The following is a 23,760-nucleotide window of genomic DNA, read 5'->3' as shown; positions in this document are numbered from 1 at the left end:
GCACTGCACTGGGCGAGTTAAACACAGATAGTTGTACTTTAGCCAAACGGGACGCACGCTATACGCTCGACCTCATCCCCCACGTAATAACTACGACCGACCTGCCAAAAAGGGACGTTTTATTTTAGTGGCTACGGCCCAGATAAGCGCCGATAACTTTGCGCTGCTCGGCGCTCGCCCGATAGTAGACGCGAAGCTCGCCTTCGGCATTCAAATCAAAGCGCGCCTCGTCAATCAGGCCATTCTTGTGCGCGGTCATGAGCGCCTCCTGCATGCGCGGCCTTGCAAAGGCGGCAAACGATGCATACTCGGCCGCGAGATCGGCCATCACATCGTCGACGCAAGCCTCGTCATGGCAAACAAAATAATCGAGCATGGCATAGTTAAGCGGAAGCATCCCGATCACCGTCCTTTTTAACCATGTCGAGGGGATTCACGGCGATCAGGCAAATGCCGACGAGGTTGACGACGGCCGCCACCCATGCGACGGACGGAAGCGCGTAGCCGTCAAAGCCCAAGACCAGGCCGACGATAATCCACGTAAACAGCGGCGCTGTAAAGGTATAGGTGCCGTTGATGGCCATGCCCAGCGCCGTGCCGCACATGGAGTTGGCGCGATACCAGCTCATAAACGAAAAGTAGGCGGCAAAACCGGAGCAGGCGAAAAACACGACGGAGGATTTGTCGGTGAGCGCTTGGGCGACAAGGACGTAACTCTGACCAAGGGGCTCTCCGCATGCCAAGGTTAGGGCCGGCAGTACCAAGCACAGGTTGCCGACGCCCGAGACAAGCTGACGGATGTTGATGGCGATCTGAGGATCGATCATGCAGGTGGCGCGGCCGCCCACGCATCCCTCGACGCCCCAGCACAGGGCGGCTAACAGCGCCAGGCCCAGGCCAAGCGCCATGCCGAAAGATGCCTGCCCGCTCAGGCCGGCGCTACCGATCATGGCGCCGGCGACCACGCAGACAACGATGCCGGTGACGACGCGGGGGCTAAGCGGCTGTCGGTAGAGCACGCGGGCGAGCACCGCACCGATCGCGGGGTTGAGCGCGGCGATGGGCACGGCAAGCGTGCCTGCCTGCGAAAGCGCGATAACGTAGGCGGCAGAAGCGATGGGCCCGCCAATGAAGGCGGCGGCGATAACGATGACGCCGGGCTTTGAGGCGATGCAGCGGCCTAGGTCGGCGAGTTTGCCCTGACCGGCAGTGAAAAACGTGGCCCAGACGGCACTCAGCACGTCATTGACGCCCGAGGCGATTGTGGGCAAGATGAATACCGCCAAAAGGCCGGAGGGAGCAAATGCATCGAACCAACCGGCCCAAACGCCAAAGAGCTGACCGGCGGTAACAAAGGCCGTGTACAGCGCATACATGCAGCTCGAAAGCGCCGCGACAGCGATACCCTTCCTAAAATAGGCAGCATCGAGCGCACGCTTCTTTGCCACCGCGAGCTCGCGATTGCCCAAGGACGTCGATGTGTCCACGTAGCCTCCTATCGGTTACCTGCCAAAAAGGGACAGGTTTATTTTGGCAGGTTTTATCTGGGCAAACGAAAAATCCCCACCGTTCGGTGCAAAGAGGACGTGCTGCTTTGCGTCGATAAGAAAAGGGCCGTGCACCCAATTGGATGCACGGCCCTTTTGCCATGAATGCGAGCGATTCCTCGGCGAGCTATTTACTCAGCAGCCTCGGTGGTCTCGGCCTCGGCAGCGGCCTCCTCGACGGGAGCCTCTGCGGGAGCCTCGGCGGCCTGCTTGGCAGCCTCCTCGGCAAACTTAGCGGCACGCTTGGCCTTCTCGGCAGCCTTAGCCTCAGCGGCGGCCTTGCGAGCGGCCTCGGCCTCAGCAGCCTTGGCGGCCTTGGCAGCCTTGGCCTCCTCGGCCTTCTTGAGCTGGGCGGCAGCGGCGCCACCGAACTTGTCGGCGAAGCGCTGGACGCGTCCACCGGTGTCGACGAACTTCTGCTGGCCGGTGTAGAACGGGTGGCACTCGTTGCAAAGCTCGACCCTCATCTCGGACACGGTAGCGTGCGTCTTGAAGGTGTTGCCGCAGGAGCACGTCACCGTGCACTCGACATACTGGGGATGGATACCCTGCTTCATGGTAGGACTCCTTATTGGTCAGGCGCTGGTTACCGATCAGCGCATAAGGCGTCTTGGTTTCCGACCAAGACAACAAACTCGGCTATGGTACCACGGCGTCGAGCGTCCCACAAAAGGTTCACGGTCTTTACGCCGGAGCGCACAGGCGAATCTGCCCGATCGCGGCGCCAACAGAGCCGCCCGAGCTGTCCAGGGTGCCAAAAATACACCCTACGAGACAAGCGCTCCATGTTGCAGACGTGTAACGCCGCAGCAAAGGTGCCCCTTTTTGCACGGGACAGGTACAATGATGAACACTGTACCGTAGCGGAGCGCCGCCGCGCGCCGCCAACACGCGAAAGGGTTTCCCATGGCCGAGATCTCGTCCTCCCGTATCGTCATCACCGTCCTTGGCAAGAACCGCCCCGGCATTGTCGCCGGCGTCACCCGCGTCCTGGGCGAAGCCAATGTCGACATCCGCGACATTACGCAGTCCATTATCGAGGACATCTTCACCATGACCATGCTGGCCGACACCGCCGAGTCCAAGCTCGACTTCGCCGAGCTGCAGAAGGCCCTGGCCGAGGCCGGCGAGCTTTCGGGCGTCAACGTGTCCATCCAGCGCGAGGACGTCTTTAACTTTATGTACCGCCTGTAGCGAACAGGCTGCGTGACGACGGCCCAACGTGCGCCCAGGCGCAACGTCGCCACATGGCCCGGAGAGGAGCGCACATGGCCTACGACGCCAAGAAAATCTATTACCGCTTCGATGACCATCTGAGCCGCCTGGTCCTGGACTACGAGGCCAGCCGCCAGATTGCGCCCGAAAGCGAAAATTTGTATTACGGCATGCCCACCGAGCCTTATGACGAGGGCCTGTTTGTCGAGCACAATGTTAAGCGCGGTCTTCGCAATGCCGACGGATCGGGCGTGGTCGCGGGCCTCACCCGTATCTCGGACGTGCACGGCTACAACAAGGTCGACGGCCAGGTCGTGCCCGACAAGGGTCGACTCACGCTGCGTGGTTACAACATCGAGGACCTCGTCAACAATGCCCAGGCCGAGGACCGCTATGGCTACGAAGAGGTCGCCTACCTGCTCATTACGGGCTCGCTGCCCAACAAGGATGAGCTCGACGGCTTTTGCGGGCGTCTGGGCGCGTTTAGGCACCTGAGCGACGAGTACGTTAAGGAATTCCCGATGACCACGGTGTCGTCGAGCATCATGAACGTGCTTCAGCGCGCCGTGCTGCTGCTCTATGCCTTCGACGCCGAGCCCGACGTGATCACCCCCGAGCACGAGATCGATGTTGCCATCTCCATGCTCGCCCGTCTGCCCCGTATTGCCGCCTTCGCGCACATGGCTTCGGTCGCCAAGCGTCGCGGCTCCGAGGTGCATGTGCCGCACCCCACGCCCGGCCTGTCCACGGCCGAGACCATTTTGCAGGTGCTGCGCGGCGGCATGGCGTTCACCCGCGACGAGGCCATGCTGCTCGACGTGATGCTCATGCTCCACGCCGAGCACGGCGGCGGCAACAACTCCACCTTCGCCTGCCGCGTGCTGTCTTCTTCGGCCACCGACCCGTATTCCGCCTACGCCGCGGCTATCGGCTCGCTCAAGGGCCCGCGTCACGGCGGTGCCAACGCCAAGGTCGTATCCATGCACGAGGACATTCGCGCGCATGTTTCCAACTGGGAAGACGATGACGAGGTCGCTGCATATCTGAGCAAGATTCTCGACAAGCAGGCCTTTGACGGCACGGGGCTCATCTACGGCATGGGGCACGCCGTCTACACGCTCAGCGACCCGCGCGCCGAGGTCTGCCGCCACTACGCACGTTCGCTCGCCGCCAAGAAAGATCTGGGCGAGGAATTCGCGCTGATCGAGCGCATCGAGCGCCTGGCGCCCCAGGTCATGCGCGACCATGGCATGACCAAGCCCATCTGCGCCAATATTGACCTGTACACGGGCTTTATCTACAAGATGCTCGGCGTACCCGAGACGCTCTTTACGCCGATGTTCGCCGTGGCCCGCATGGCAGGCTGGTCGGCACACCGCATGGAAGAGCTCTTCTGCGCACACCGTATTATTCGCCCGGCATACCGTCCGGTGATCGAGCCACTGGAGTACAAGCCACTCGCCGACCGTTAGGACGCGCACCGTTATAGAACACGAGCGTGGCCAGGGCATCACCGCCCTCGGCCACGCTTTTTATGCCAGCAGAAAGGGCTGTATCGAATGATTGTTTTTTCCGATATGGATGGAACACTGTTGACGAGTGACAAGCAGATGAGCGACGCCACCTGGGCGATGCTCGACGAGCTCGCACGTCGCGGCATTGAGTTTGTACCGTGCACGGGGCGTCCGCTGTCGGGCGTCTTTGAGGCCATCCTCGCCCATCCCGCCGTGCACTACGCGGTCTGCGCCAATGGCGCTAGCGTCTGGCAGCTCGACGAGGATGTGCCCACCGATGCCTCACGCGCCAAGTGCATATTGAGCCGACCGCTCGACCGCGCCATCGCCCACCGCGTCCATAGCATTGCCGCCGGCCACGATGTGACCTTCGATATCTTCGCGGACGGGCAGTGCTTCCTCCCCCGCTCGCTCTACACGCGCCTGGACGAATTCTGCGGCGGAGATCCTCACATCGCGGCTTCGCTCAAGCGCACGCGAACGCCGATCGACATGGATATCGACAGCAAAATCGACGAGGTCGAGGTGCTCGAACGCATCGCCATGTACTGGCACGACTCAGCCGACCGCGACGCTATCGTGGCGGCGCTCGACACACTCGAAGGCATTGAGGTCACGCGTTCGTACGCCATGAATATCGAGGTCATGGGCGGGGGCGCCACCAAGGGAACGGCATTGGCTTGGCTATGTGGGCATCTGGGCGAGCCTCTCGCCGACGCCTGGGCGTTCGGCGACAACATCAACGACATCCCCATGCTGCAGGCAGCGGGCCACGGTACGGCGATGATCAATGCCGAGCCCGAGGACCGCGAAGCCGCCGGCGCCATCACCGAATACGACAACGACCACGACGGCGTCGCCCGCGCCATCATGGCCGCCCTCGCCTAGCAGCAGCAACCCGGCAGGGTAGCTAATTTGGGACGGGGCTTTTTTAGCTACCCTGGTCACAGTAGTCGTTGGGGGCACTCTTCGCGGGGCGCTGCAAGGACTGTCCCCATCTGCCGAATTAGGCGAGACTCTCCAGCACGCGACGGAGCTCCTGCTGGACGGCGTGGTCGCGGTTGCACCCCACCACGCGATCGGCGACTGCCTTGAGCGCGGGGCGCGCGTTTTCCATCGCGCAGCCCGTGCCGACAAAGCGAATGATCTCGTAGTCGTTCATCGAGTCGCCAAACGCCATGACCTCGTCGCGTTCGACGCCATAGTGCTCCATGAGCTGTGCGATGCCCGAGGCCTTCGACACACCGGGCTGCATGGCATCGATCCACGCGTTGCCCGAAGGCGCAAAGGTAAAGAACTGGCCGAGCTCGCGCTGCAGTACGTAAGCGCTGTCCATAACGGCACAGTCATCGCAAAAGATACTCGCCTTGATGATATTTACGCTGGGATCGGGCAGCTCCCAAATGCGCTCGGCATTGGGAAGGTCCTTATCGACCTCGCGTACGAACTTGCACTCGTCATCGAGCAAAAAGGACTTGGTTCGGTCAAAGAGTGCAAGATGCAGATTGGGAAACGTCGCGACGGCCTGGGCTAGCTTTCGAATCGCCAGGTGCGAATACACCTCACGGCCTACCATTTTGCCGTCGGCGTAGACCTGGGCACCGTTAGCTGCGACAAAGTCCATTTTGTCGCGAACGGGCGCAAAGAACTCGCACAGGCGATCGTAGCGGCGGCCTGACGACGCGGCAAAATGCACGCCATGCTCGCGTAGTGCCAGGATCAGTTCGTAGGTCTCGGGAGGCACCTGGCCATTTTCGTCAAGCAGTGTGCCGTCCATATCGGATGCAATCAGCTTAAACATAGAAAAGCTCCCTTCGGGCTTGCTGGAATCGAACGTGTATCCGATTCCAACGTACCCAAAGGGAGCTCAAATAAGACCCCGCAGTCATAAACGTTACATAGACCTGGCAAATAGCTCACGCGCACCAGAGAGCCCACGGTCGCGGCGTCAGGCGACACGCCAAAGAGTGTCCCCAGCGACTAGTCGTTTAAGAACGTCCCGATGATTAGTCGGCGTAGGTGAAGGTGGTGACGTCGAACATGCCCTCGGGGCGGATGCGGAGCGTCGGGATGACCGGCAGGGGCAGGAAGATGATGCCCATGATGGGGTCGAGCGGCGGCTCAATACCCATGGCGCGCGCCTTGACCATAAAGTCGTCGTGCTGCGCCGCGACATCCTCGGCCGTGCCCTCGCTCATCAGGCCACCGAGCGCCAGCGGAATGCGCGCCACGACCTCGCCGTTGCGCACCAGCACGTGACCGCCCTGGCCCACGGCCTCAACAGCAGCCATCATATCGGCGGCGTTGTCGCCCACCACGCACACGTTGTGCGAGTCGTGGCCGATCGTGGAGGCAATGGCACCACCGGTGATGGTGAAACCGCGCACCCAGCCGCGACCGATATGCTTGCCGACCAGGCCCAGGCCAGCGGGGCCGTCGCCGTCGACACCCTCGGCCTGCAGCGACACGCCGCGGCCATGGCGCTCAATCAGCATAATGCGGCGCAGGCCCTCGGCGCTCTCGGGGCGAGCCATACCCGTGATGGCCTTACCCGGCACCACGTCAATCACAGCCTCGCCCGGCTTAAAGGCATAGTCGAAAACGTCGAGCGAAAGCTTCGGCAGCTTAACAGAGGCGCGCAGCTCGTCGGCAAGGGCTGCAACCTCAGCCATCTCGGGTGCGATCTCGCCCACAAAGGTGCCATCCTGCGCCACCAGAGCACCGGCGGCATATACGCGATGCGGGGCCGTGGCAAACGTCAGATCGTTGAGCACCAGCAGGTCGGCACGCTTGCCCGGAGCGATGGCGCCGCGGAGCTCATGCGGGTCGCGGCAACCGTGGTCCAGGCCAAAGGCCTCGGCCGTGGAAAGGGACGCCATGGAGATGGCGACCACCGGGTCGATGCCGGCCTCGATGGCCACGCGGCAGGCGTTGTCGATCATGCCGGTCGAAAGCGCGTCGGAGGGAGCGCGGTCGTCGGTCGCAAAGCAGCAGCGGCGAGCACGGGCGGGGTTTTCCAGCAGCATAGGCGACAGGTTGGCAAGATCATGGCTGCAGGTGCCCTCGCGCAGCATGACATACATGCCGCGGGATAGCTTGTCGAGCGCTTCCTCGGGAATCGTCGACTCGTGGTCGGCGATAATACCCGCCGCGGCATAGGCGTTGAGATCCTTGCCGGCAACAAGCGGAGCATGACCGTCAACCTGCTTGGACGGCGTCTGGTTGGCAGCATCGATGCGAGCGCAGGTCTCGGGGTCGGCCATAAAGACACCCGGCAGGTTCATCATTTCGCCCAAACCAAAGACGTCGCCCGGATGCTCGGCAAAAAACGCCTGCATATCGGCAGCAGTGATGACGGCACCGGCCTGTTCGTCGGGCAGTGCGGGCACGCACGAAGGCATCATGTACTTGATGGAGATGGGCGCGCGACAACCGTCCTCGATCATAAAGCGCAGGCCGTCTAGGCCGGAAACGTTAGCGATCTCGTGGCTGTCGGCAATAGCGGTGGTGGTACCACGCGTCGCCGCCATGCGCGCATACTCGGCAGGGCGGATGTTCGAAGACTCGATATGCAAGTGTCCGTCAATAAAACCGGGTGCGATATAGCGACCCTGACAGTCGATGACCTCAGCTGCCTCGTACGTGCCAGCAGCGTCATCTCGACCATCGTAGAGAACACCGACGATCACGCCGTCCTTGACGGCGACGCTACCGGGCGCCACGCGCTGACCGTACACATCAACGATCTGTGCGTTGGCAAACAGCGTGTCGACGGGCACGCGGCCCTCGGCGGCATCGATCACAGACCTCATGACCTCAACGGACATACATACTCCTTTAACCGTAGAAAAAAGCTGCGGAGCGGACAGACCTTCACCGCAGCAAGCCAATAGCCATTGTATGCCCAAACGATGGGCCAGCAATACGCCCCTCTGCTTAACGGCACACACCACTTGGCGCAATGGGGACAGGCTGCTTTGTACCAAAAAGAAACGTCCCTAAGTGCCAACCGGGACAACGCCGTAGGTGGAGGACGGACAGCGAGCGGACTCCAGAGCGAACAAATTGGCATGAAAAGAGGACGGCATAGACCTTCTGGTCATGCCGTCCTCTTTGAATGACAAGTTGTCGCTCTGGAGCCCGCGCAGCGTCGACCGGTCCGCCGTTCGTTAGAGCGGCGGAACTGAGGGCAGCGTCAAGCTGTTACGCGGTTTGGTAAAACCGCGTAACTAAATCAACTTAAAGCCCTTGCGCTTGCCCACGGAGAGGGTGTCGCCCAGCTTGAGGGCACTGGGGTCGATGTTGTAGCTCTTGGGAGCCACAGCCTTGCCGTTGATCTTGACACCGCCGCCGTCAATGTCGCGACGAGCCTGGCCGGCGCTGGCCGAAAGACCCAGGTCCTTGAGCAGGCCGGCAAGGTAAATCTGGCCCTCGTCGTTTACGGTCAGCTCAACATGCTTCTCGGGGAAGTCGGCGAGCTGGCCCTCCTTGAACACGCGGTCGAACTCGGCCTGGGCCTCGTCGCCGGCACCGGCGCCGTGGTAGGTGTCGCACAGGTCGCGGCCCAGAGCGCGCTTGAGCTCATAGGGATCGGCAGAGCCATCGGCCAGGGCAGCGTCGATCTTGTCGACCTCGGCCGGGGTGAGCGAGCTCGCCAGGCGGTAGTACTTGCCGATCATCTCGTCGGGGATGGACATGGTCTTGCCGAACATATCCTTGGGCGCGTCGGTCAGACCGATGTAGTTGCCATAGGACTTGGACATCTTACGGACGCCATCGGTGCCCTCGAGCAGCGGCATGGTGAGCGCGATCTGCGGCTCCATGCCCATCTTCTCCATGAGCTCACGGCCGGCGAGCAGGTTGAAAAGCTGGTCGGTGCCGCCCATCTCCACGTCAGCCTTGATCATGACCGAATCGTATGCCTGCATCACGGGATACAGGAACTCGTGCAGGGCGATCGGCGTCTGGGACTGATAGCGCTTGGTAAAGTCATCGCGCTCAAGAATGCGGGCGACGGTGAACTTGGAGCACACCTGCAGCAGACCGGCCAGGTCCATCGACAAGATCCAGTCGCCGTTGTGCACGATGGTGGTCTTCTCGGGGTCCAAGATCTTCATGGCCTGGCTCACGTAAGTCTCGGCGTTGGCCTCGATCTGCTCCTGAGAAAGCTGCGGGCGGGTGGAGTTCTTGCCCGAAGGATCGCCGATCAGCGCGGTACCGTTGCCGATGATCAGGGTGACGTTGTGGCCCAGGTCCTGGAACTGGCGCATCTTGCGCAGGGGCACGGCGTGGCCCAGGTGCAGGTCGGGGCTGGTGGGATCAACGCCGAGCTTGATGTTGAGGGGCTCACCCTTCTCAAGCTTCTTGCGAAGGTCGGCCTCGGGGACGATCTTCGCGGCGCCCGAGGTGATGATACGCATTTGCTCGTCAACAGACAGCATTGGGTATCCTCCTTTTGCTATAGCACCCTCGCCGAAAACGGCGGTGCTGGAAGTCCATAAACTCTCATATGATAACAAACTGACGCGACGCAGCACCTACGACAGGAAAATCCTCGTCCTGCCGCATGCGTCGATGGCAACTGGCAGACGTGTACCGTCACGATCAACCAGATAGCGCGTCTGCCGGCGACGCAAGCAGTCGCGGCAACAGGCCTGTCCCGTCGCATCGGTGGCACAGACGCCCTCGGCGGTCAGCAGGCAGTGCTCGCACACCATGAGCTCGGGACGATCGGTATCGACGGGGCCCAGGACGCCAGGACAGGCGGCAAGCTCGGCAACGCGTTTCGCATCGTGAGCGACAAGTTCGGCAGGCAAAAACACGCGCTGCGCCCCAAGCCCCCGCAACCAGGCGAGCGTTGCCCGGTTCGCACAGAACACCGGCGGCGCCACGTCAAAGACGACGCGCAGTTCGCGAGCTATCGCCACTTGTCCCAGATTACGACAGACGATGCGGCCGGCGCGCTGCATGAGCGACCGAGTCCGCTCGATATCGCCCACACGGCAGACCTCGTCGAGCACAACAGTCGCACCGGACAGGTCGAGCTCTTCGTTTGGGTCCTGGTCCATCAGCTGCCAGGCAAAGACCAAGCAAGCGGCGACAGACTCTGCAGGTTCTTCCGGCTGCGTTCCGCTATCCATCAGAACGCCCGCAAACGGCAGCGTCTCGACAGCGCGTTTCGCAAGCACGACCGCATCGGCCTCGGCCCGCATGCGCTCCAGTGCCGCCGCCGTTTGCTCAAGCACGCCAGCGCTGCGAATCAGATACACTTCGCAGCCCGCGTCGACCTTGCGCTTGCAATGGACAACGATGCGCTCCCCCGCCTCGGCATCCACCGGGCAGGGAACTTGCGGCCAGCGTTTAGGTACATCGGACCGAGCGTCGGCGCCCGGGTAAAACCTGATCTCGAGCGTATCGCCCGCCGCCACGGCGGCATCGAGCTCGACGGTCACTTCCTCGTGTCCCACGGCAACCAAACGGCCCACACGCACGCCCTGGTTGATCGCGCGTTCAAAACTCATAAGCTCCGCGCCCGAGCGGCCTCGCAGATACGCGTCGGTAAACCCGCGGTTAAACGACCTTCCCAGCTCACGTTCGAGCGCTTGCACGGCATCGGGATCCCACGCGCCATCACGCAGCATATCGAGCGCCCGGCGCCACGCCCGCACCACGTTGTAGACGTAGTCGGGGTTCTTCATACGCCCCTCGATCTTGAGCGACGCCACCCCGGCAGCAACAAGCTCGGGTAAATGAGCAATGCCCAGATAGTCACGCGGGCAGAGCAGACGATCGCCTTCGACGGCAACGACGCTCTCCCCAGCCTCATCCACCAAATCGTATGCCAGGCGGCACGGCTGCGTGCAGTCGCCACGCATCGCCGACCGTCCGCGCCGCAGGGCCGAAAACTCGCACGCGCCCGAATATCCAATGCATATGGCGCCATGGCAGAACACCTCGATGGGCACACCGGTAGCGCAGAGCATCGCAATCTCTGCCACGGTCAGCTCGCGCGCCGTCGTCACGCGCTCGACCCCCAGCTCGTCAGCCGCCAAACGCACGGCCCCCTTGCTATGGACGCCCGCTTGGGTGGACAGATGAATCTCGACCCCCGGAATTGCCGCATGCAGTGCGCGGGCTAGGCCCGCATCTGCCACGATCAGTGCATCGGCGCCCAGCGCATGCGCATGTGCCCCCAGTGTCACGGCATCGGACAGCTCGTCGTCGAACACGAATACGTTGAGCGTCACGTACACGCGCACACCATGGGCGTGCGCCACGGCACACCCGCGCGCAAATTCGTCGTCACTAAACCCGTGCGCACTCACGCGGGCGTTAAATCCGCTCAACCCGGCATAAATGGCATCGGCACCTGCCGCGATCGCGGCGAGCATCTGATTGAGCCCGCCAGCAGGAGCCAACAGCTCGGGCAGTGCCAGACCCGATGTTGGCGTCCCATTCCCGCATTGTCTGCTAGGCTCCGTCGCCCAAATCGCCATCGGCAAACTCCTTACCAAGGTATGCAATCACTCTGTTAATTGCCGTCAACCAGCATACACGAGGCTTCGCGCGGCTCGATTGGTTTATCGTGTAATAACTTATGTCCATCCTGCCCGACGCATACCCGCCGCCTGGCACGACATACTTGGAGGTCAACATATGGGTCCTCGCCAACGACAGGGACACGGTCGCTCTAAGACGCACGCTCTGCCCGTCATCCTGCTTTCGCTTTTGGGCTTTTTGCTCATCGCGGGCGTAGCATTTGGCATCGGCATGATCGGCAACGTCAACCGCTGGCTGTCCGACCTGCCCGACTACACCGACGCCAACGCCTATCTGGTCAGCGAGCCTACCGAGATTGTTGACTGCAACGGCAACAAGATCGCCAGCTTCTATACCCAAAACCGCAAGTCCATCACCAAGGACCAGGTCTCCCCGTACGTCCTGCAGGGCACGATCGACGTCGAGGACGAGCGTTTCTACGAGCACGGCGGCATCGACCTCTTGGGCATCGCGCGTGCCTCGGTGGCAACCCTTGCCGGCGGCCACGAAGGAGCCTCGACCATCACCCAGCAGCTGGTGCGCAACACCATCCTGCAGGAGGAGCAGTTCGACTCGACCATCGAGCGTAAGGTGCGCGAGGCCTATATCGCCATCAAGATGGAGGACATGTACTCCAAAGACGAGATCCTCATGATGTACCTCAACACCATTTACTATGGCCACGGCGCCTATGGCATCGAGGCCGCCGCCGAGACCTACCTCTCCAAGAGTGCTTCCGACCTCACCCTGAGCGAGGCCGCGCTGCTCATCGGTCTGCCCAACTCGCCTTCACAGTACGACCCCACGGTCAATCCCGACCTGGCGCTTTCCCGCCGCAATAAGGTGCTCGACAACATGCTGCGCCTGGGCCACATCACGCAGGAAGAGCACGATGCCGCGCAGGCTGAGCCCATCACCCTCAACGTGACCGAGATCTCGGGCAGCGGCGTCGACGTATACTCACAGCCCTACTTTGTCTCCTATGTCAAGCAGCTGCTCGAGCAGGAGTTCTCCACCGACGTACTCTTTAAGGGTGGCCTGACTGTTAAGACCACTATCGACCCCACCATGCAGCAGGTGGCCGAGGAGGCTGTGCGCTCACAGCTCGACACGCTTTCGCTCGATGGCCTGGACATGGGCATGGTTGTCGTTGACCCCAAGACCGGCTACATCAAGTGCATGGTGGGCGGCTACGACTACAACGCCGACGAGAATCACGTGAACCACGCTACGGCAAAGCGCCCCGTGGGCTCCACGTTTAAGGCCTTTACGCTGGCGACTGCCATCCAAAACGGCATGAACCCCAACGTCAGTCTCAACTGCAACTCGCCACTCAAGGCCAAGGGCACCACGACCGAGGTGCAAAACTATGGCAACCAGAGCTATGGCAACATCACGCTTAAGCAGGCAACGGCATACTCATCCAACACCGGCTACATTCAGGTGGCCGAAGCCATCGGCAATGACAAGATCATGTCGCTCGTCAAAAAGCTCGGCATCGATCCCGCCAAGGACAATATCGAGGACGTTCCCGTCATGACGCTCGGCACCGGGTCCATCTCACCGCTCGAGATGGCATCGGCCTACGCCGCTTTTGCCAACGGCGGCTATTATCGCCAGCCGATCGCCATCACCGAGATCGACTCGCGTACCGGCTCGGTTCTGTACCAGCACACCGACAATCCCACGCGGGTGCTCACCGAAGGTGAGGCTGCCGCGGTTACCGACGTTCTATCCGGCGTCATGCAGGGCAGCGGCACGGGTGCCGCCGGCGCGCTGAGCGTCAACCAGCCCTATGCCGGCAAAACGGGCACCACTGACAACACCACCAACCTGTGGTTCTGCGGCTACACGCCGCAACTGGCATGCGCCCTGTGGACCGGTTATTCCGCAGGCGAGATTCCCATCCAAAAGTACGGTTCGGACCTGCTGGGCGACAGCACCAACCTGCCCGTCTTTAAGAAGTTCATGAACACCGTTCTTGCGGGCGCCGAGCGCGAGGAGTTCCCGACCGGAACGGCTCCCACGTACAAGAACAATAACGTCTGGAAGTTCTACGGCACAAACAACAAGAAGAAGGAAGAGGACGAGGATAAGGACGAAGACGAGGAAGAAGAGACGGAGACCACCGGCGGGAGCGGCAGCGAGGGCGGTAACACCGGCGGCGAAGGCGATGGCGGCGGTACCACCCCTACTCCCAACCCCGACCCCAGCCCCAGCCCCGATCCCAGCCCCAGCCCCGACCCTGGCCCGACCCCCGATCCCAGCCCTAGCCCGACCCCCGATCCCTCCACAGGTCAGTAGATAGCAAAGCGCCCGAGCAGCTCAAATGCTCGGGCGCTTTTTGCTGGGACATACATGGCATATCGCGCGCAATCGAGATGCCACGACAGGAGCGTCACAAAAAGGGCGTCGGCTCAAAACCGACGCCCCTGTATTTCCACCGTCTTAGCTGGCGTTGTTTACGCGCGTAAAGCTATTTACGCGCGGCACTGAGCTTGTTAATCAGCGCTTCGAGGCGTTCGCCATCCTCGGCAGTCTGAGCGATAACCAAAATCGTGTCATTGCCGGCAAGCGATCCGAGCACATCGGGCAGCTCGGCCGCATCGACAGCCGCGGCAATGCCCGAGGCGGTGCCGGGCTGAGCCTTAATCATAACCAGGTTGTCGGTGCGCAACACACCGGTAACCAGCTCGGAGACCATGCGCTGCAGGTGCAGGTCCTCAGCCAGAACATAGATGCCCTCGGGCAGTTTGCGCAGCCCCATATCGGCGATGTCACGCGAAACCGTCGCCTGCGTGCAATCAAAGCCCATGGCGCGGAGTTCGTCCACCAGCACGCGCTGCGTACGCACGTCTTTATTGCGCACGATATCTCTGATGGCATCCTGGCGCCCGTTGCGTTTTTTAGCCATATAAAACCTCACTCCATAGATGGCGAAGACAATCTATCAGTGATTGAATAGTTTAGCGCTATTTGAGGCTATTTGTGAATAAGAACGCATTTCGAAACAATTATATGCAAATTATTTGCGAATATGACACAGCTAGGCTATCCTTGCGCCCGTTCTGTTCAAAAAAGCAGCCAGATGCGCATACATAACGCAGCGCATAGGCTTAACGTTGGCAATCGGCCCAAACAAAAGTCCAAGGCCTCGGCGCTCTCCCTTAAGGGCCACCGCCATCTGGCGGGTCCGCACGTCATTGAGCATATCACGCAATCGTGCCGTGCGCTCAATTGAAGACACCCCATGGGGGCTCAGGCACAAATTCTCGATACAAGCAACCAGGCGGCCATAGTAAAACCGTTGGCAGGCCAGCTTTAGATGGTTATCGTCATCTATTGCGTCAAATGGCACGCAAAGCTCTTCAAGCGCCTTGGCGTCATCGGAAAGTCGCGAGAACATGGTGGGGTCGAATGAATCCGCAACCGATGGCGCGGCCGTATGGAAACAAGCTTCGGCGCACCCCAATACGCGTTCCGCATGCGAAAGGGCAGGCGCCAAAAAGGCGATCGCACGATACGACTCGGCATGCTGCAGACACAACTCAAACAGGGAGCGTTCATACATCACACCGGAATGTTGACAAACCAGACCGCTCTCGACCAGCTTGGCCAGGCCTAAAGCCCGGTCTCCATCGTCGGCAAGGGCAATGGATTGCGCGTCCAACATACGAGAATGGCGTTCCCGATGCGTATCGTAGCGATCGAGCGACACCGAGGGAAATACGATATCTGCCGAGGTCTCACAAGCGACATCGAGCATTGCCAAAAACGCGTGCGGCGCAAACCACTCGTCGGCGCTCATTGCGATAATGTGGGCCCCGCGCGAAGCGGCAAAACCCTCGCGAAGGCAAGCTCCGCTCGACGGATCGTCAACGTCTATCAAATCGATGTGAATATCTCTGCCCGCGGCAACATCGAGCGAATGACGAACGCCCGGCGCAGCGTTGCGACATGCAACGACAATCTGCATATCGTAGAGGTCTTGGTTTTGGACGCTTTCGAGTGCGCGCATCGCGTAGCTGGGTGAACCCTCCACAACAAGGATCACCGAAAGTCGCGGAAGCGAGCCACGTCGAAGCAAGTTATCCATCCTCTCGACAGCAATAATCAACTGCCGTTCATGGTACACCCCGGCAATAAACGCAATGAGTCGCCTGATGCGCTGCATGCCAAGAACAGATGTTGCACACGGCTCGCCCACACGAGCAGCATACTTAGATGGCTCTCGCTTCTCACCTATTCGAGCGCGACGAGCTCGGTGGGGTCATAATCTACGCCCATAAAGGTAAGGCCGCACGCCGGCGCCGTGGGACCCGCAGCAGTACGATCGCAAGCGTCAATCACCTCGCGCATCCACTCGGGATCGCGGCGATGCATGCCGATCTCGACGAGCGTTCCCACGATGGTGCGCACCATCGAATGCAAAAACGCATTGCCCTCGATGGTAAACGTGAGGATATCCTCGCCAAAGGCGACCTCGTGGCCAAACTCGGCACGCATCACGCAACGATGCGTTGGCTTGCCCACGGCAGAAGCGACCTTACAAAAGCTCTTAAAGTCCTGTTCGCCCAAAAGCGCTGGGCAGGCGGCTGCCATCGCATCCACGTCCAAAGGATAACGATGCCACCATACCGCACCACGCGATAGCACCGGACGCGCATCGCGATCGGCAATGCGGTAGGTATAGGTACGAGAACGTGCGTCAAAACGCGCAGAAAAGCCCTTACGGGCCTTGTAGACCTCATTAACGGCGATATCTTTGGGCAGCAGCGCATCCATAGCTCGCAGCCACCTGCGGCGCGTTAAAGCGAGCTCTGCGTCCGTAACGGGCACGCTGATGTATTGGGCCACCGCATGCACCCCTGCATCGGTGCGCCCGGCACACGTCAAATCGACTGAGCGGCGCAAGAGCGTCTCTATGGCAAGACGCAGCTCTCCGGCAACCGTCGTCTGCCCCGGCTGCTCGGCAAATCCGCTATAGGACGAGCCGTCATAGGCAACACGAAACACCAACGTGGCATCGAGCTCTGGAGTCAAATTGAAATCAGACGGCGCGGTCATGGGCGCTCCCAACAAACAAACAACGATATCGCGACAAAAAAAGAGGGGTACGCGAACGTACCCCTCGAATATAGCCTATGCAGACGAATTGTCTACTCAGCGGTCTCCTCAGCAGGAGCCTCCTCGGCAGCGGTCTCCTCGACAGCCTCGACCTTCTTGGGAGCAGCGGCCTTCTTGGGGGCCGGAGCAGCCTTCTTGGCCTTGGGCGTGCAAGGCTCGGTGACGAGCTCCATGATAACGATGGGAGCGTTGTCGCCCTTACGGTTACCGAGCTTCATGATGCGGGTGTAACCGCCGTTGCGATCCTGCCACATGCCCTGAGCAGCCTTGTCGAAGATCTCGGCAACGAGCTGCTTATCGCCGAGCTTGGCGATAGCCAGACGACGAGAGTGCAGGTCGCCCTTCTTGGCCCAGGTGATAATCGGCTCGACAACCGAACGCAGCGCCTTAGCGCGGGTCTCGGTAGTCTTGATGCGGTCGTTCTCGAAGAGGGCCTTGGCCAGGCTCTTCTTCATGGCCTTGGTGTGGCTCGCATCGGTGCCGAGCTTCAGGCCCTTCTTAACGTTGTGACGCATGGTCTAGTTTCTCCTCAAATATGCGAAGCATTAAGCCTTCAGGCTCAGGCCCATGGACTCAAGCTTGTCCTTCACTTCCTCGATCGACTTAACACCGAAGTTGCGGATGTTCAGAAGATCGTTCTCCGAGAACTCAACGAGCTGACGGACCGAGTGAATGCTGGCACGCTTAAGGCAGTTGTAGGAACGGACAGAAAGGTCCAGATCCTCGATCTGCTTGTCCAGCTCGGCGTTGTCGTTGGTGACCTCGGGAGCGAAGATCGAAACCTCCTCCTCGACCTCGGGGGTCTCGGCAAGGTTCATAAAGGCAGCCATATGCTGGTTGATGATATTGGCAGCCTGGACCACGGCGTCGCGCGGGGCGATGGAGCCGTTGGTCTCGATCTCGAGGACAAGGCGGTCGTAGTCGGTGTGCTGACCGACACGGCAAGCCTCAACGAGCTTGGCGCAACGGGATACCGGCGAGTACAGCGAGTCGACGTGGATCACACCGATGGGATCGTTGTCGCGCTTGTTGGCCTCGCCAGAGACATAGCCGCGGCCATAGCCGATGCGCATGCTCATGGTGAGATGGCCACCCTCGGTGAGCGTAGCGATGTGCTGCTCGGGGTTGACCAACTCAAACTCGGACGGAATAAAGAAGTCCGCACCGGTGACCTCGCAGGGGCCGTCAACCGAGATGGTGGCGGTCGCCTCGTCGGTCGTGCCGAGAGCCCTGAAGACAAGACCCTTGACATTCAGGACGATGTCAGTGACATCCTCGACCATGTTAGGGATGGTCATGAACTCGTGCTGCGCACCATCGATCTGAATAGCCTCGACGGCGGCACCCTCGAGCGAGGACAGAAGAACGCGACGCAGGGAGTTGCCCAGCGTATCACCGTAACCGCGCTCGAGCGGCTCGACGGAGACACGAGCAGACGTCTCGTTGATCTCTTCGACCTGAACCTGAGGCCTAATGAATTCTGACATGTATTACCTCCAGCCTCAGCAGCCCGGATGGACTACTTAGAGTAGAGCTCGACGATGAGCTGCTCGTTGATATCACCGCTGATCTGCTCACGCGTCGGCAGAGCGAGCACGTTACCAGACAGCTTCTCGATATCGACCTCAAGCCAGCCAGGGACCTCAAAGCGCTCGGAGGAAATCAGAGCCTCCTTGATGGGGAGGAGGTCACGGAACTTCTCGCCGACAGCGACGACGTCGCCGGCCTTGACGCGGTAGGACGGGATGTCCACGCGCTTGCCGTTCACGGTGAAGTGACCGTGGCGGACGGACTGACGAGCCTCTTTACGGGTGCGAGCGAAGCCAAGACGGAAAACAACGTTGTCGAGGCGAGACTCAAGGATGATCATGAGGTTCTCACCGGTGACGCCGTTCATCTTACGGGCCTTGTTGAAGTAGCCGTGGAACTGCTTCTCCAGAACGCCATAGATGAACTTGACCTTCTGCTTCTCGCGCAGCTGCATGCCGTACTCAGATTCCTTGCGACGGCGCTTGGGCTGACGGATAGATTCCTTCTTGCTGCTGTAACCGAGCTCAGCGGGATCGATCCCGAGCTGACGGCAGCGCTTAAGAACAGGAGTCCTGTCGATTGCCATATTGATACGATCCTTTCAGTTACACGCGGCGACGCTTCTTGGGGCGGCAGCCGTTGTGCGGGATGGGGGTCTTGTCCTGAATGCTCGAGACCTCGAGGCCAGCAGCCTGGAGGGAGCGGATGGCGGTCTCACGACCGGAGCCGGGGCCCTTGACGAAGACGGAAACCTTCTTCATACCGTGCTCCATGGCCTGCTTGGCAGCAGCCTCGGCAGCCATCTGGGCAGCGAACGGCGTGGACTTACGGGAGCCCTTGAAGCCCACCTGGCCAGCCGACTTCCAGGAAATGACGTTGCCCTGGGGATCGGTGATCGAAACGATCGTGTTATTGAACGTAGAACGGATGTGAGCCTGGCCCACGGAAATGTTCTTACGGTCCGCGCGCTTCAGACGGGCAGCGCGAACGTTCTTCTTAGCAGTAGCCATCTATCTAGCGCTCCTTATTTCTTCTTCTTAGCACCGATCTGACGCTTCGGGCCCTTGCGGGTACGAGCGTTAGTGTGGGTGCGCTGGCCGCGGACCGGGAGGCCCTTGCGGTGACGAAGGCCGCGGTTGCAGCCGATGTCCATAAGGCGCTTGACGTTCTGGTTGCGCTCACGGCGGAGGTCGCCCTCAACCATGATCTGGTTCTTGTCGATATACTCGCGGATGGCGTTAACCTCATCCTCGGTGAGGTCCTTAACGCGCGTATCCACGTTAACGTTGCACTCGACGCAAATCTTCGTCGCAGTGGTGCGGCCGATGCCGTAAATGTAGGTCAGACCGATCTCAACGCGCTTCTCACGCGGGAGGTCGACACCATTAATACGGGCCAACGTAGTCTCCTCTCTTAACCCTGACGCTGCTTATGACGGGGGTTCTCGCAAATGACGAGGACCTTGCCATGGCGCCTAATGATTTTGCACTTATCGCACATCTTCTTGACCGAAGGACGTACCTTCATCGTTCTTCCTTTCGGTAGCGCTCAAACTACTTCCCTACTATCTACTCGCCCAGCCGCAGGCGTTTAAAACTATGGCTGGTCTTCACACACAATCCGACCGTAGGTTGAGCTAAGCCTGCAGTCGGAAATAGAGTGTGTGTATGCGTGCCGCTATTTGTAGCGATAGGTGATGCGGCCGCGGGTCAGGTCGTACGGGGAAAGCTCCACGACAACCCTGTCACCGGGGAGAATACGGATGTAATTCATTCGAATCTTGCCAGAAATGTTGCACAGAACCGAATGACCGTTCTCGAGCTCGACCTTAAACATGGCATTAGGCAACGGTTCCTTTACCGTACCCTCGAGCTCAATTGCGTCTTCCTTCTTCACAAGCAATCATCTTTCTCTAGAAAACGACAGCGATTGAGTATTCTACAACACGTATACACGCATCGTAATAACTTCGTAATGGCTCCACAACTACGTGGAACTTGTTACATTTGAAATGTAAAACAAAGCCGTTCCCTGATGCCCAAGATCGCCTTGAAATGAGAAGGCATAGACCTTGGGGTCATGCCTTCGAAATTGAAAGGCGAGGTTGGGCATCAGGGGGCGGCGACTTTTACATTTCTCCGCCTTGGAGCGAACACCAGGATCCTTGCGCATCGGTGGTGAGAATCACCGGACCGTCATTGGTGATGGCGACGGTGTTCTCGTAGTGCGCGGCGGGCAGGTGGTCGTTGGTGGTGACGATCCAACCGTCGGAGCCCGTGCTCACATGGTTGGAACCCATCGTTACCATCGGCTCGATGGCAATGACCATACCGGCCTGGAGGCGAACGCCCCTCCCCTTCTTTCCATAGTTAGGAACGTTGGGGTCCTCGTGCATCACGCGGCCAATGCCATGACCCACATAGTCACGAAGCACGCCATAACCGTGAGACTCGGCGAGGGACTGGACGGCATAACCAACATCCCCGATATGGTTACCGGGAACAGCCTGCTCAATGGCAGCCTTAAGGCAATCGCGCGTAACCTCGCACAGGGCCTTGGCCTCGGGCGTAGGGGTGCCGACGAAAAACGTCCATGCGTTATCGCCAACCCAACCGTCAACAACGGCTCCCGTATCGATAGAGATGATATCGCCATCGCGCAGGATCATATCGGGGTTGGGAATACCGTGGACCACGGCATCGTTGATCGATGCGCAAATGGTCCCCGGGAACCCGCCGTAACCCTTAAAGGCCGGGGTGCCGCCATGCATGCGGATAATCTGCTCCGCGAGCTGATCGAGCTCAAAAGTCGAAACGCCGGGGCGCACCATGGCTCCAACGTGGCGGAGCGCCATCTTAGATAGCGCTCCTGCCTTCTTCATCTGCTCGATTTGCGTTGCAGACTTAATCTTAATCATAGACCGAGGGCCTCTTTGACATCCCCGTATACGGTCTCGCGAGCCTGGTCACCGTTGACCGACTTGAGCAGACCCTGGCCACGATAGTAATCGACAAGCGGGCTCGTGGACTTCTCGTAGACGTCGAGACGGTTCTTGATGGTCTCGGGCTTATCGTCGTCGCGCTGATACATCTCGCCGCCGCATTTGGGGCAGGTAACATCGGCAGCAGTGCCGGTGTAACCGCAGGCGCGGCAGGTTCGACGCGAAGACAGACGATCGATAATGACCTCGGGGGCCACGTCGACCAGAAGGGCACAGTCGATCTCGCGACCCATGGCGGAGAGCTCGGAATCGAGCGTCACAGCCTGGGCGGTGTTGCGCGGGAAGCCGTCGAGGATGAAGCCCTGCTGGGCGTCATCGGCGGCAAGGCGCTCCTTGACAAGGTCGATCACGAGCTGGTCGGGAACGAGCTCGCCAGCGTCCATGTACTTCTTAGCCTGAATACCAAGCTCGGTGCCACCCTTGACGGCAGCACGCAGCAGGTCGCCCGTGGAGATGTGGGCGACGCCAAACTCGGCAACGAGCTCCTGTGCAACGGTGCCCTTACCGGCACCCGGAGCTCCGAGCAATACGAGGTTCATGAGCAATCCTCCTCTAGCCTATTTAAAGAATCCATCGTAATCATACATCTTGATCTGGCCTTCGAGCTTGTCGACCGTGTCGAGCACGACGCCGACCATGATGAGGATGGACGTGCCGCCAAATGCCTGGATCAGCTGATTACCCGTGAAGGAGAAGATGATCGAAGGCACGATGGCGATGAGCGCCAAAAAGACAGCGCTGGGAAGCGTAATCTTGTTGAGCGCGTTCTTGATGTAGGCCGCGGTAGCCCTACCCGGACGAACGCCCGGAATAAAGCCGCCCTGCTTCTTAAGGTTGTCGGCCGTGTCATCGGGATTGAACACCATGGAGGTGTAGAAGTACGCGAAGAACACGATGAGGACAACGTTAAGGACCCAGTTGAGCCAACCGGTCGAAAGCGCAGAGGCAACTGCCTGAATCCAGCCGATGCCGGGGAAGAACACGGCAACCTGAGCCGGGAAGTACAGCAGCGCCGAAGCGAAGATGATCGGCACGACACCCGCGGTGTTGACCTTGATGGGCAGGTAGGTGGTCTGGCCACCCATCATGCGACGGCCCACGACGCGCTTAGCGTAGGAGACCGGAATGCGGCGCTGGCCGCGCTCAAGGAAAACAATCAGCGGGATAACCAGCAGGATGATGGCGCAGATGATCACCATAGTGATGATGCCACCGCCATTGCCCTCGGTGCTGGAGAAGATCGCCTGCGGCAGACCGGCCATGATGTTCGCAAAGATGATCAGCGACATGCCATTGCCGATACCGCGCTGGGTAATGAGCTCACCAATCCACATGATCAGCATGGCGCCCGCGGTGAGCGTGCCGACGATCATGAGGTCGAAGATGATCTCGGGAGCGGCGGCGCCATTAAAGCTGATGCCGAAGCTCTTAAAGAGGAAGAGGTAACCCACGGAGTTGAGGATTGCCAGAGCCAGGGTGAGGTAACGCGAATACTGCGTAATCTTGGTCTGACCGACCTCGCCCTCGCGGGCAAGCTCATGCAGGGAAGGCACAACGGCCTGGAGCATCTGGAGGATGATCGAGCTGGTGATGTAAGGCATGATGCCCAGCGAAAACACCGAAACATAGCTCAACGCGCCGCCAGAGAAAAGATTCAGGAGGGCCATAGCACCTGCGGCGACCGAATTGTTATCGGTCGAGAAAAGGCCCAGCATCCCCTGGAAGGGAATGCCGGGCACAGGAACGTGCGCACCAATGCGGTACACGACGAGCATAGCTATGGTAAAAAGAATCTTTTCGCGCAGTTCTTTGATGCGGAAAGCATTCTTAAGACCATTTAGCACGGCAGCTCGACCTTTCCGCCGGCGGCCTCGATCTTGGCCTGCGCAGAAGCGCTGACCTTGTCGACCTTGACCGTGAACTTCTTGGTAAGCTCACCATTGCCGAGCACCTTGACGGGCTCGAACTCGCTCTTGGTGATGCGAGCGGCCTTAAGAGCGGCACCGTCGATCACAGCGCCATCCTCGAACTTACGCTCGAGACGCTCAACGTTAACAGCGGTGTACTCGATACGACGGGGGTTGCGGAAGCCCGGAAGCTTGGGCAGGCGCATAGCCAGCGGAGTCTGGCCACCCTCGAAGCCGGCACCCTTGGTGCCGCCAGAGCGAGAGCCCTGGCCCTTCTGGCCGCGGCCAGAAGTGGTGCCGTGACCCGAAGAATTGCCACGGCCAACGCGCTTGCGGTTCTTGGTGGAACCGGGCGCGGGAGTAAGATCGTGAAGCTGCAT

The 23,760-nt window shown here is 60.2% G+C and carries 25 protein-coding genes; 4 read left to right on the top strand and 21 right to left on the bottom strand.

What is annotated here, in order from left to right:
• Nucleotides 1-124 precede the first annotated feature (124 nt).
• The 3 genes from ACTQVX_RS01515 to rpmE form a co-directional block, all read right to left on the bottom strand.
• Complete coding sequence (locus tag ACTQVX_RS01515) at nt 125-397, bottom strand: hypothetical protein (protein ID WP_427794657.1); 273 nt, start codon at nt 395-397, stop codon at nt 125-127.
• Nucleotides 384-1,487, bottom strand: coding sequence for a hypothetical protein (locus ACTQVX_RS01510; RefSeq protein WP_441044638.1), 1,104 nt, complete (start codon nt 1,485-1,487; stop codon nt 384-386). The genes ACTQVX_RS01515 and ACTQVX_RS01510 overlap by 14 nt, the downstream gene beginning before the upstream one ends.
• A gap of 191 nt (nt 1,488-1,678) precedes the next feature.
• Nucleotides 1,679-2,104: a 50S ribosomal protein L31 gene (gene rpmE, locus ACTQVX_RS01505; RefSeq protein WP_154516018.1), complete on the bottom strand. Its 426-nt coding sequence runs from the start codon at nt 2,102-2,104 to the stop codon at nt 1,679-1,681.
• A 349-nt stretch (nt 2,105-2,453) separates the two neighbouring features.
• Here rpmE and ACTQVX_RS01500 point away from each other — a divergent pair, with 349 nt between their 5' ends.
• The 3 genes from ACTQVX_RS01500 to ACTQVX_RS01490 all read left to right on the top strand — a co-directional run bounded on the left by ACTQVX_RS01500 (nt 2,454) and on the right by ACTQVX_RS01490 (nt 5,164).
• Entirely contained in the window at nt 2,454-2,741 is a 288-nt protein-coding gene (locus ACTQVX_RS01500; RefSeq protein WP_006235289.1) for an ACT domain-containing protein, read from the top strand.
• 74 nt (nt 2,742-2,815) lie between these two features.
• Nucleotides 2,816-4,234 (top strand): citrate synthase, encoded by a 1,419-nt coding sequence (locus ACTQVX_RS01495; protein WP_441044635.1) that lies wholly within the window; start codon nt 2,816-2,818, stop codon nt 4,232-4,234.
• 87 nt (nt 4,235-4,321) lie between these two features.
• Complete coding sequence (locus ACTQVX_RS01490; RefSeq protein ID WP_441560017.1) at nt 4,322-5,164, top strand: Cof-type HAD-IIB family hydrolase; 843 nt, start codon at nt 4,322-4,324, stop codon at nt 5,162-5,164.
• 118 nt (nt 5,165-5,282) lie between these two features.
• Here the strand turns inward: ACTQVX_RS01490 and ACTQVX_RS01485 are convergent, their stop codons facing one another.
• The 4 genes from ACTQVX_RS01485 to ACTQVX_RS01470 form a co-directional block, all read right to left on the bottom strand.
• Nucleotides 5,283-6,077, bottom strand: coding sequence for a Cof-type HAD-IIB family hydrolase (locus ACTQVX_RS01485; RefSeq protein ID WP_441560015.1), 795 nt, complete (start codon nt 6,075-6,077; stop codon nt 5,283-5,285).
• A gap of 205 nt (nt 6,078-6,282) precedes the next feature.
• Nucleotides 6,283-8,103 carry an adenine deaminase gene (locus ACTQVX_RS01480; protein ID WP_441560013.1) on the bottom strand — a complete coding sequence of 607 codons (1,821 nt, stop codon included), beginning with the start codon at nt 8,101-8,103 and terminating at the stop codon, nt 6,283-6,285.
• Between the two features lie 402 nt (nt 8,104-8,505).
• Entirely contained in the window at nt 8,506-9,717 is a 1,212-nt protein-coding gene (tyrS, locus tag ACTQVX_RS01475) for a tyrosine--tRNA ligase (protein WP_117769435.1), read from the bottom strand.
• Nucleotides 9,718-9,813: 96 nt separating this feature from the next.
• Nucleotides 9,814-11,772: a U32 family peptidase gene (locus tag ACTQVX_RS01470; RefSeq protein ID WP_441560011.1), complete on the bottom strand. Its 1,959-nt coding sequence runs from the start codon at nt 11,770-11,772 to the stop codon at nt 9,814-9,816.
• Nucleotides 11,773-11,932: 160 nt separating this feature from the next.
• On the opposite strand from ACTQVX_RS01470, the gene ACTQVX_RS01465 reads away from it, so the two are divergent.
• Nucleotides 11,933-14,119 (top strand): transglycosylase domain-containing protein, encoded by a 2,187-nt coding sequence (locus tag ACTQVX_RS01465; RefSeq protein ID WP_441560010.1) that lies wholly within the window; start codon nt 11,933-11,935, stop codon nt 14,117-14,119.
• Between the two features lie 172 nt (nt 14,120-14,291).
• Here the strand turns inward: ACTQVX_RS01465 and ACTQVX_RS01460 are convergent, their stop codons facing one another.
• From ACTQVX_RS01460 to rplO, 14 genes are all read right to left on the bottom strand, one after another.
• Nucleotides 14,292-14,729 carry an arginine repressor gene (locus ACTQVX_RS01460; RefSeq protein ID WP_154516043.1) on the bottom strand — a complete coding sequence of 146 codons (438 nt, stop codon included), beginning with the start codon at nt 14,727-14,729 and terminating at the stop codon, nt 14,292-14,294.
• 132 nt (nt 14,730-14,861) lie between these two features.
• Nucleotides 14,862-15,989, bottom strand: coding sequence for a glycosyltransferase (locus tag ACTQVX_RS01455; RefSeq protein WP_441548433.1), 1,128 nt, complete (start codon nt 15,987-15,989; stop codon nt 14,862-14,864).
• Nucleotides 15,990-16,057: 68 nt separating this feature from the next.
• Nucleotides 16,058-16,882, bottom strand: a complete 825-nt coding sequence (gene truA / locus ACTQVX_RS01450; RefSeq protein WP_427717709.1) for a tRNA pseudouridine(38-40) synthase TruA — start codon at nt 16,880-16,882, stop codon at nt 16,058-16,060.
• A 92-nt stretch (nt 16,883-16,974) separates the two neighbouring features.
• Nucleotides 16,975-17,457, bottom strand: a complete 483-nt coding sequence (rplQ, locus tag ACTQVX_RS01445) for a 50S ribosomal protein L17 (RefSeq protein ID WP_271742473.1) — start codon at nt 17,455-17,457, stop codon at nt 16,975-16,977.
• A 30-nt stretch (nt 17,458-17,487) separates the two neighbouring features.
• Complete coding sequence (locus ACTQVX_RS01440; protein ID WP_154516055.1) at nt 17,488-18,429, bottom strand: DNA-directed RNA polymerase subunit alpha; 942 nt, start codon at nt 18,427-18,429, stop codon at nt 17,488-17,490.
• Nucleotides 18,430-18,461: 32 nt separating this feature from the next.
• Nucleotides 18,462-19,058 (bottom strand): 30S ribosomal protein S4, encoded by a 597-nt coding sequence (gene rpsD / locus ACTQVX_RS01435; RefSeq protein WP_006235275.1) that lies wholly within the window; start codon nt 19,056-19,058, stop codon nt 18,462-18,464.
• Nucleotides 19,059-19,077: 19 nt separating this feature from the next.
• Complete coding sequence (gene rpsK, locus ACTQVX_RS01430; protein ID WP_006235274.1) at nt 19,078-19,482, bottom strand: 30S ribosomal protein S11; 405 nt, start codon at nt 19,480-19,482, stop codon at nt 19,078-19,080.
• A gap of 14 nt (nt 19,483-19,496) precedes the next feature.
• Nucleotides 19,497-19,871 carry a 30S ribosomal protein S13 gene (rpsM, locus tag ACTQVX_RS01425; RefSeq protein WP_154516058.1) on the bottom strand — a complete coding sequence of 125 codons (375 nt, stop codon included), beginning with the start codon at nt 19,869-19,871 and terminating at the stop codon, nt 19,497-19,499.
• Between the two features lie 14 nt (nt 19,872-19,885).
• Nucleotides 19,886-19,999, bottom strand: coding sequence for a 50S ribosomal protein L36 (gene rpmJ, locus ACTQVX_RS01420; RefSeq protein ID WP_006363204.1), 114 nt, complete (start codon nt 19,997-19,999; stop codon nt 19,886-19,888).
• 150 nt (nt 20,000-20,149) lie between these two features.
• Complete coding sequence (gene infA / locus ACTQVX_RS01415) at nt 20,150-20,368, bottom strand: translation initiation factor IF-1 (protein ID WP_035137443.1); 219 nt, start codon at nt 20,366-20,368, stop codon at nt 20,150-20,152.
• Nucleotides 20,369-20,600: 232 nt separating this feature from the next.
• A complete protein-coding gene (gene map / locus ACTQVX_RS01410; RefSeq protein ID WP_329738298.1) occupies nt 20,601-21,389 on the bottom strand; it encodes a type I methionyl aminopeptidase in 789 nt (262 codons plus the stop codon).
• Nucleotides 21,386-22,012, bottom strand: a complete 627-nt coding sequence (locus tag ACTQVX_RS01405; protein ID WP_347486596.1) for an adenylate kinase — start codon at nt 22,010-22,012, stop codon at nt 21,386-21,388. Before ACTQVX_RS01405 ends, map begins: the two co-directional genes overlap by 4 nt.
• An 18-nt stretch (nt 22,013-22,030) precedes the next feature.
• Entirely contained in the window at nt 22,031-23,317 is a 1,287-nt protein-coding gene (gene secY, locus ACTQVX_RS01400; protein WP_370450586.1) for a preprotein translocase subunit SecY, read from the bottom strand.
• Nucleotides 23,311-23,760 carry a 50S ribosomal protein L15 gene (rplO, locus tag ACTQVX_RS01395; protein ID WP_006235267.1) on the bottom strand — a complete coding sequence of 150 codons (450 nt, stop codon included), beginning with the start codon at nt 23,758-23,760 and terminating at the stop codon, nt 23,311-23,313. Before rplO ends, secY begins: the two co-directional genes overlap by 7 nt.

It is taken from the genome of Collinsella sp. LCP19S3_A6, from assembly GCF_052122015.1.
Lineage (GTDB): Bacteria > Actinomycetota > Coriobacteriia > Coriobacteriales > Coriobacteriaceae > Collinsella.
The sequence above is the reverse complement of the archived record's forward strand: the minus strand, read 5'-3'. Positions and strand labels throughout refer to the sequence as shown.

Bases quoted from the DNA above. Each gene is read 5' to 3' on its own strand.
- ACTQVX_RS01515 (WP_427794657.1), bottom strand. From the start codon at position 397: ATGCTTCCGCTTAACTATGCCATGCTCGATTATTTTGTTTGCCATGAC.
- rpmE (WP_154516018.1), bottom strand. From the start codon at position 2,104: ATGAAGCAGGGTATCCATCCCCAGTATGTCGAGTGCACGGTGACGTGC.
- ACTQVX_RS01500 (WP_006235289.1), top strand. From the start codon at position 2,454: ATGGCCGAGATCTCGTCCTCCCGTATCGTCATCACCGTCCTTGGCAAG.
- ACTQVX_RS01495 (WP_441044635.1), top strand. From the start codon at position 2,816: ATGGCCTACGACGCCAAGAAAATCTATTACCGCTTCGATGACCATCTG.
- ACTQVX_RS01490 (WP_441560017.1), top strand. From the start codon at position 4,322: ATGATTGTTTTTTCCGATATGGATGGAACACTGTTGACGAGTGACAAG.
- ACTQVX_RS01485 (WP_441560015.1), bottom strand. From the start codon at position 6,077: ATGTTTAAGCTGATTGCATCCGATATGGACGGCACACTGCTTGACGAA.
- ACTQVX_RS01480 (WP_441560013.1), bottom strand. From the start codon at position 8,103: ATGTCCGTTGAGGTCATGAGGTCTGTGATCGATGCCGCCGAGGGCCGC.
- tyrS (WP_117769435.1), bottom strand. From the start codon at position 9,717: ATGCTGTCTGTTGACGAGCAAATGCGTATCATCACCTCGGGCGCCGCG.
- ACTQVX_RS01470 (WP_441560011.1), bottom strand. From the start codon at position 11,772: ATGGCGATTTGGGCGACGGAGCCTAGCAGACAATGCGGGAATGGGACG.
- ACTQVX_RS01465 (WP_441560010.1), top strand. From the start codon at position 11,933: ATGGGTCCTCGCCAACGACAGGGACACGGTCGCTCTAAGACGCACGCT.
- ACTQVX_RS01460 (WP_154516043.1), bottom strand. From the start codon at position 14,729: ATGGCTAAAAAACGCAACGGGCGCCAGGATGCCATCAGAGATATCGTG.
- ACTQVX_RS01455 (WP_441548433.1), bottom strand. From the start codon at position 15,989: ATGCAGCGCATCAGGCGACTCATTGCGTTTATTGCCGGGGTGTACCAT.
- truA (WP_427717709.1), bottom strand. From the start codon at position 16,882: ATGACCGCGCCGTCTGATTTCAATTTGACTCCAGAGCTCGATGCCACG.
- rplQ (WP_271742473.1), bottom strand. From the start codon at position 17,457: ATGCGTCACAACGTTAAGAAGGGCCTGAAGCTCGGCACCGATGCGAGC.
- ACTQVX_RS01440 (WP_154516055.1), bottom strand. From the start codon at position 18,429: ATGTCAGAATTCATTAGGCCTCAGGTTCAGGTCGAAGAGATCAACGAG.
- rpsD (WP_006235275.1), bottom strand. From the start codon at position 19,058: ATGGCAATCGACAGGACTCCTGTTCTTAAGCGCTGCCGTCAGCTCGGG.
- rpsK (WP_006235274.1), bottom strand. From the start codon at position 19,482: ATGGCTACTGCTAAGAAGAACGTTCGCGCTGCCCGTCTGAAGCGCGCG.
- rpmJ (WP_006363204.1), bottom strand. From the start codon at position 19,999: ATGAAGGTACGTCCTTCGGTCAAGAAGATGTGCGATAAGTGCAAAATC.
- map (WP_329738298.1), bottom strand. From the start codon at position 21,389: ATGATTAAGATTAAGTCTGCAACGCAAATCGAGCAGATGAAGAAGGCA.
- ACTQVX_RS01405 (WP_347486596.1), bottom strand. From the start codon at position 22,012: ATGAACCTCGTATTGCTCGGAGCTCCGGGTGCCGGTAAGGGCACCGTT.
- rplO (WP_006235267.1), bottom strand. From the start codon at position 23,760: ATGCAGCTTCACGATCTTACTCCCGCGCCCGGTTCCACCAAGAACCGC.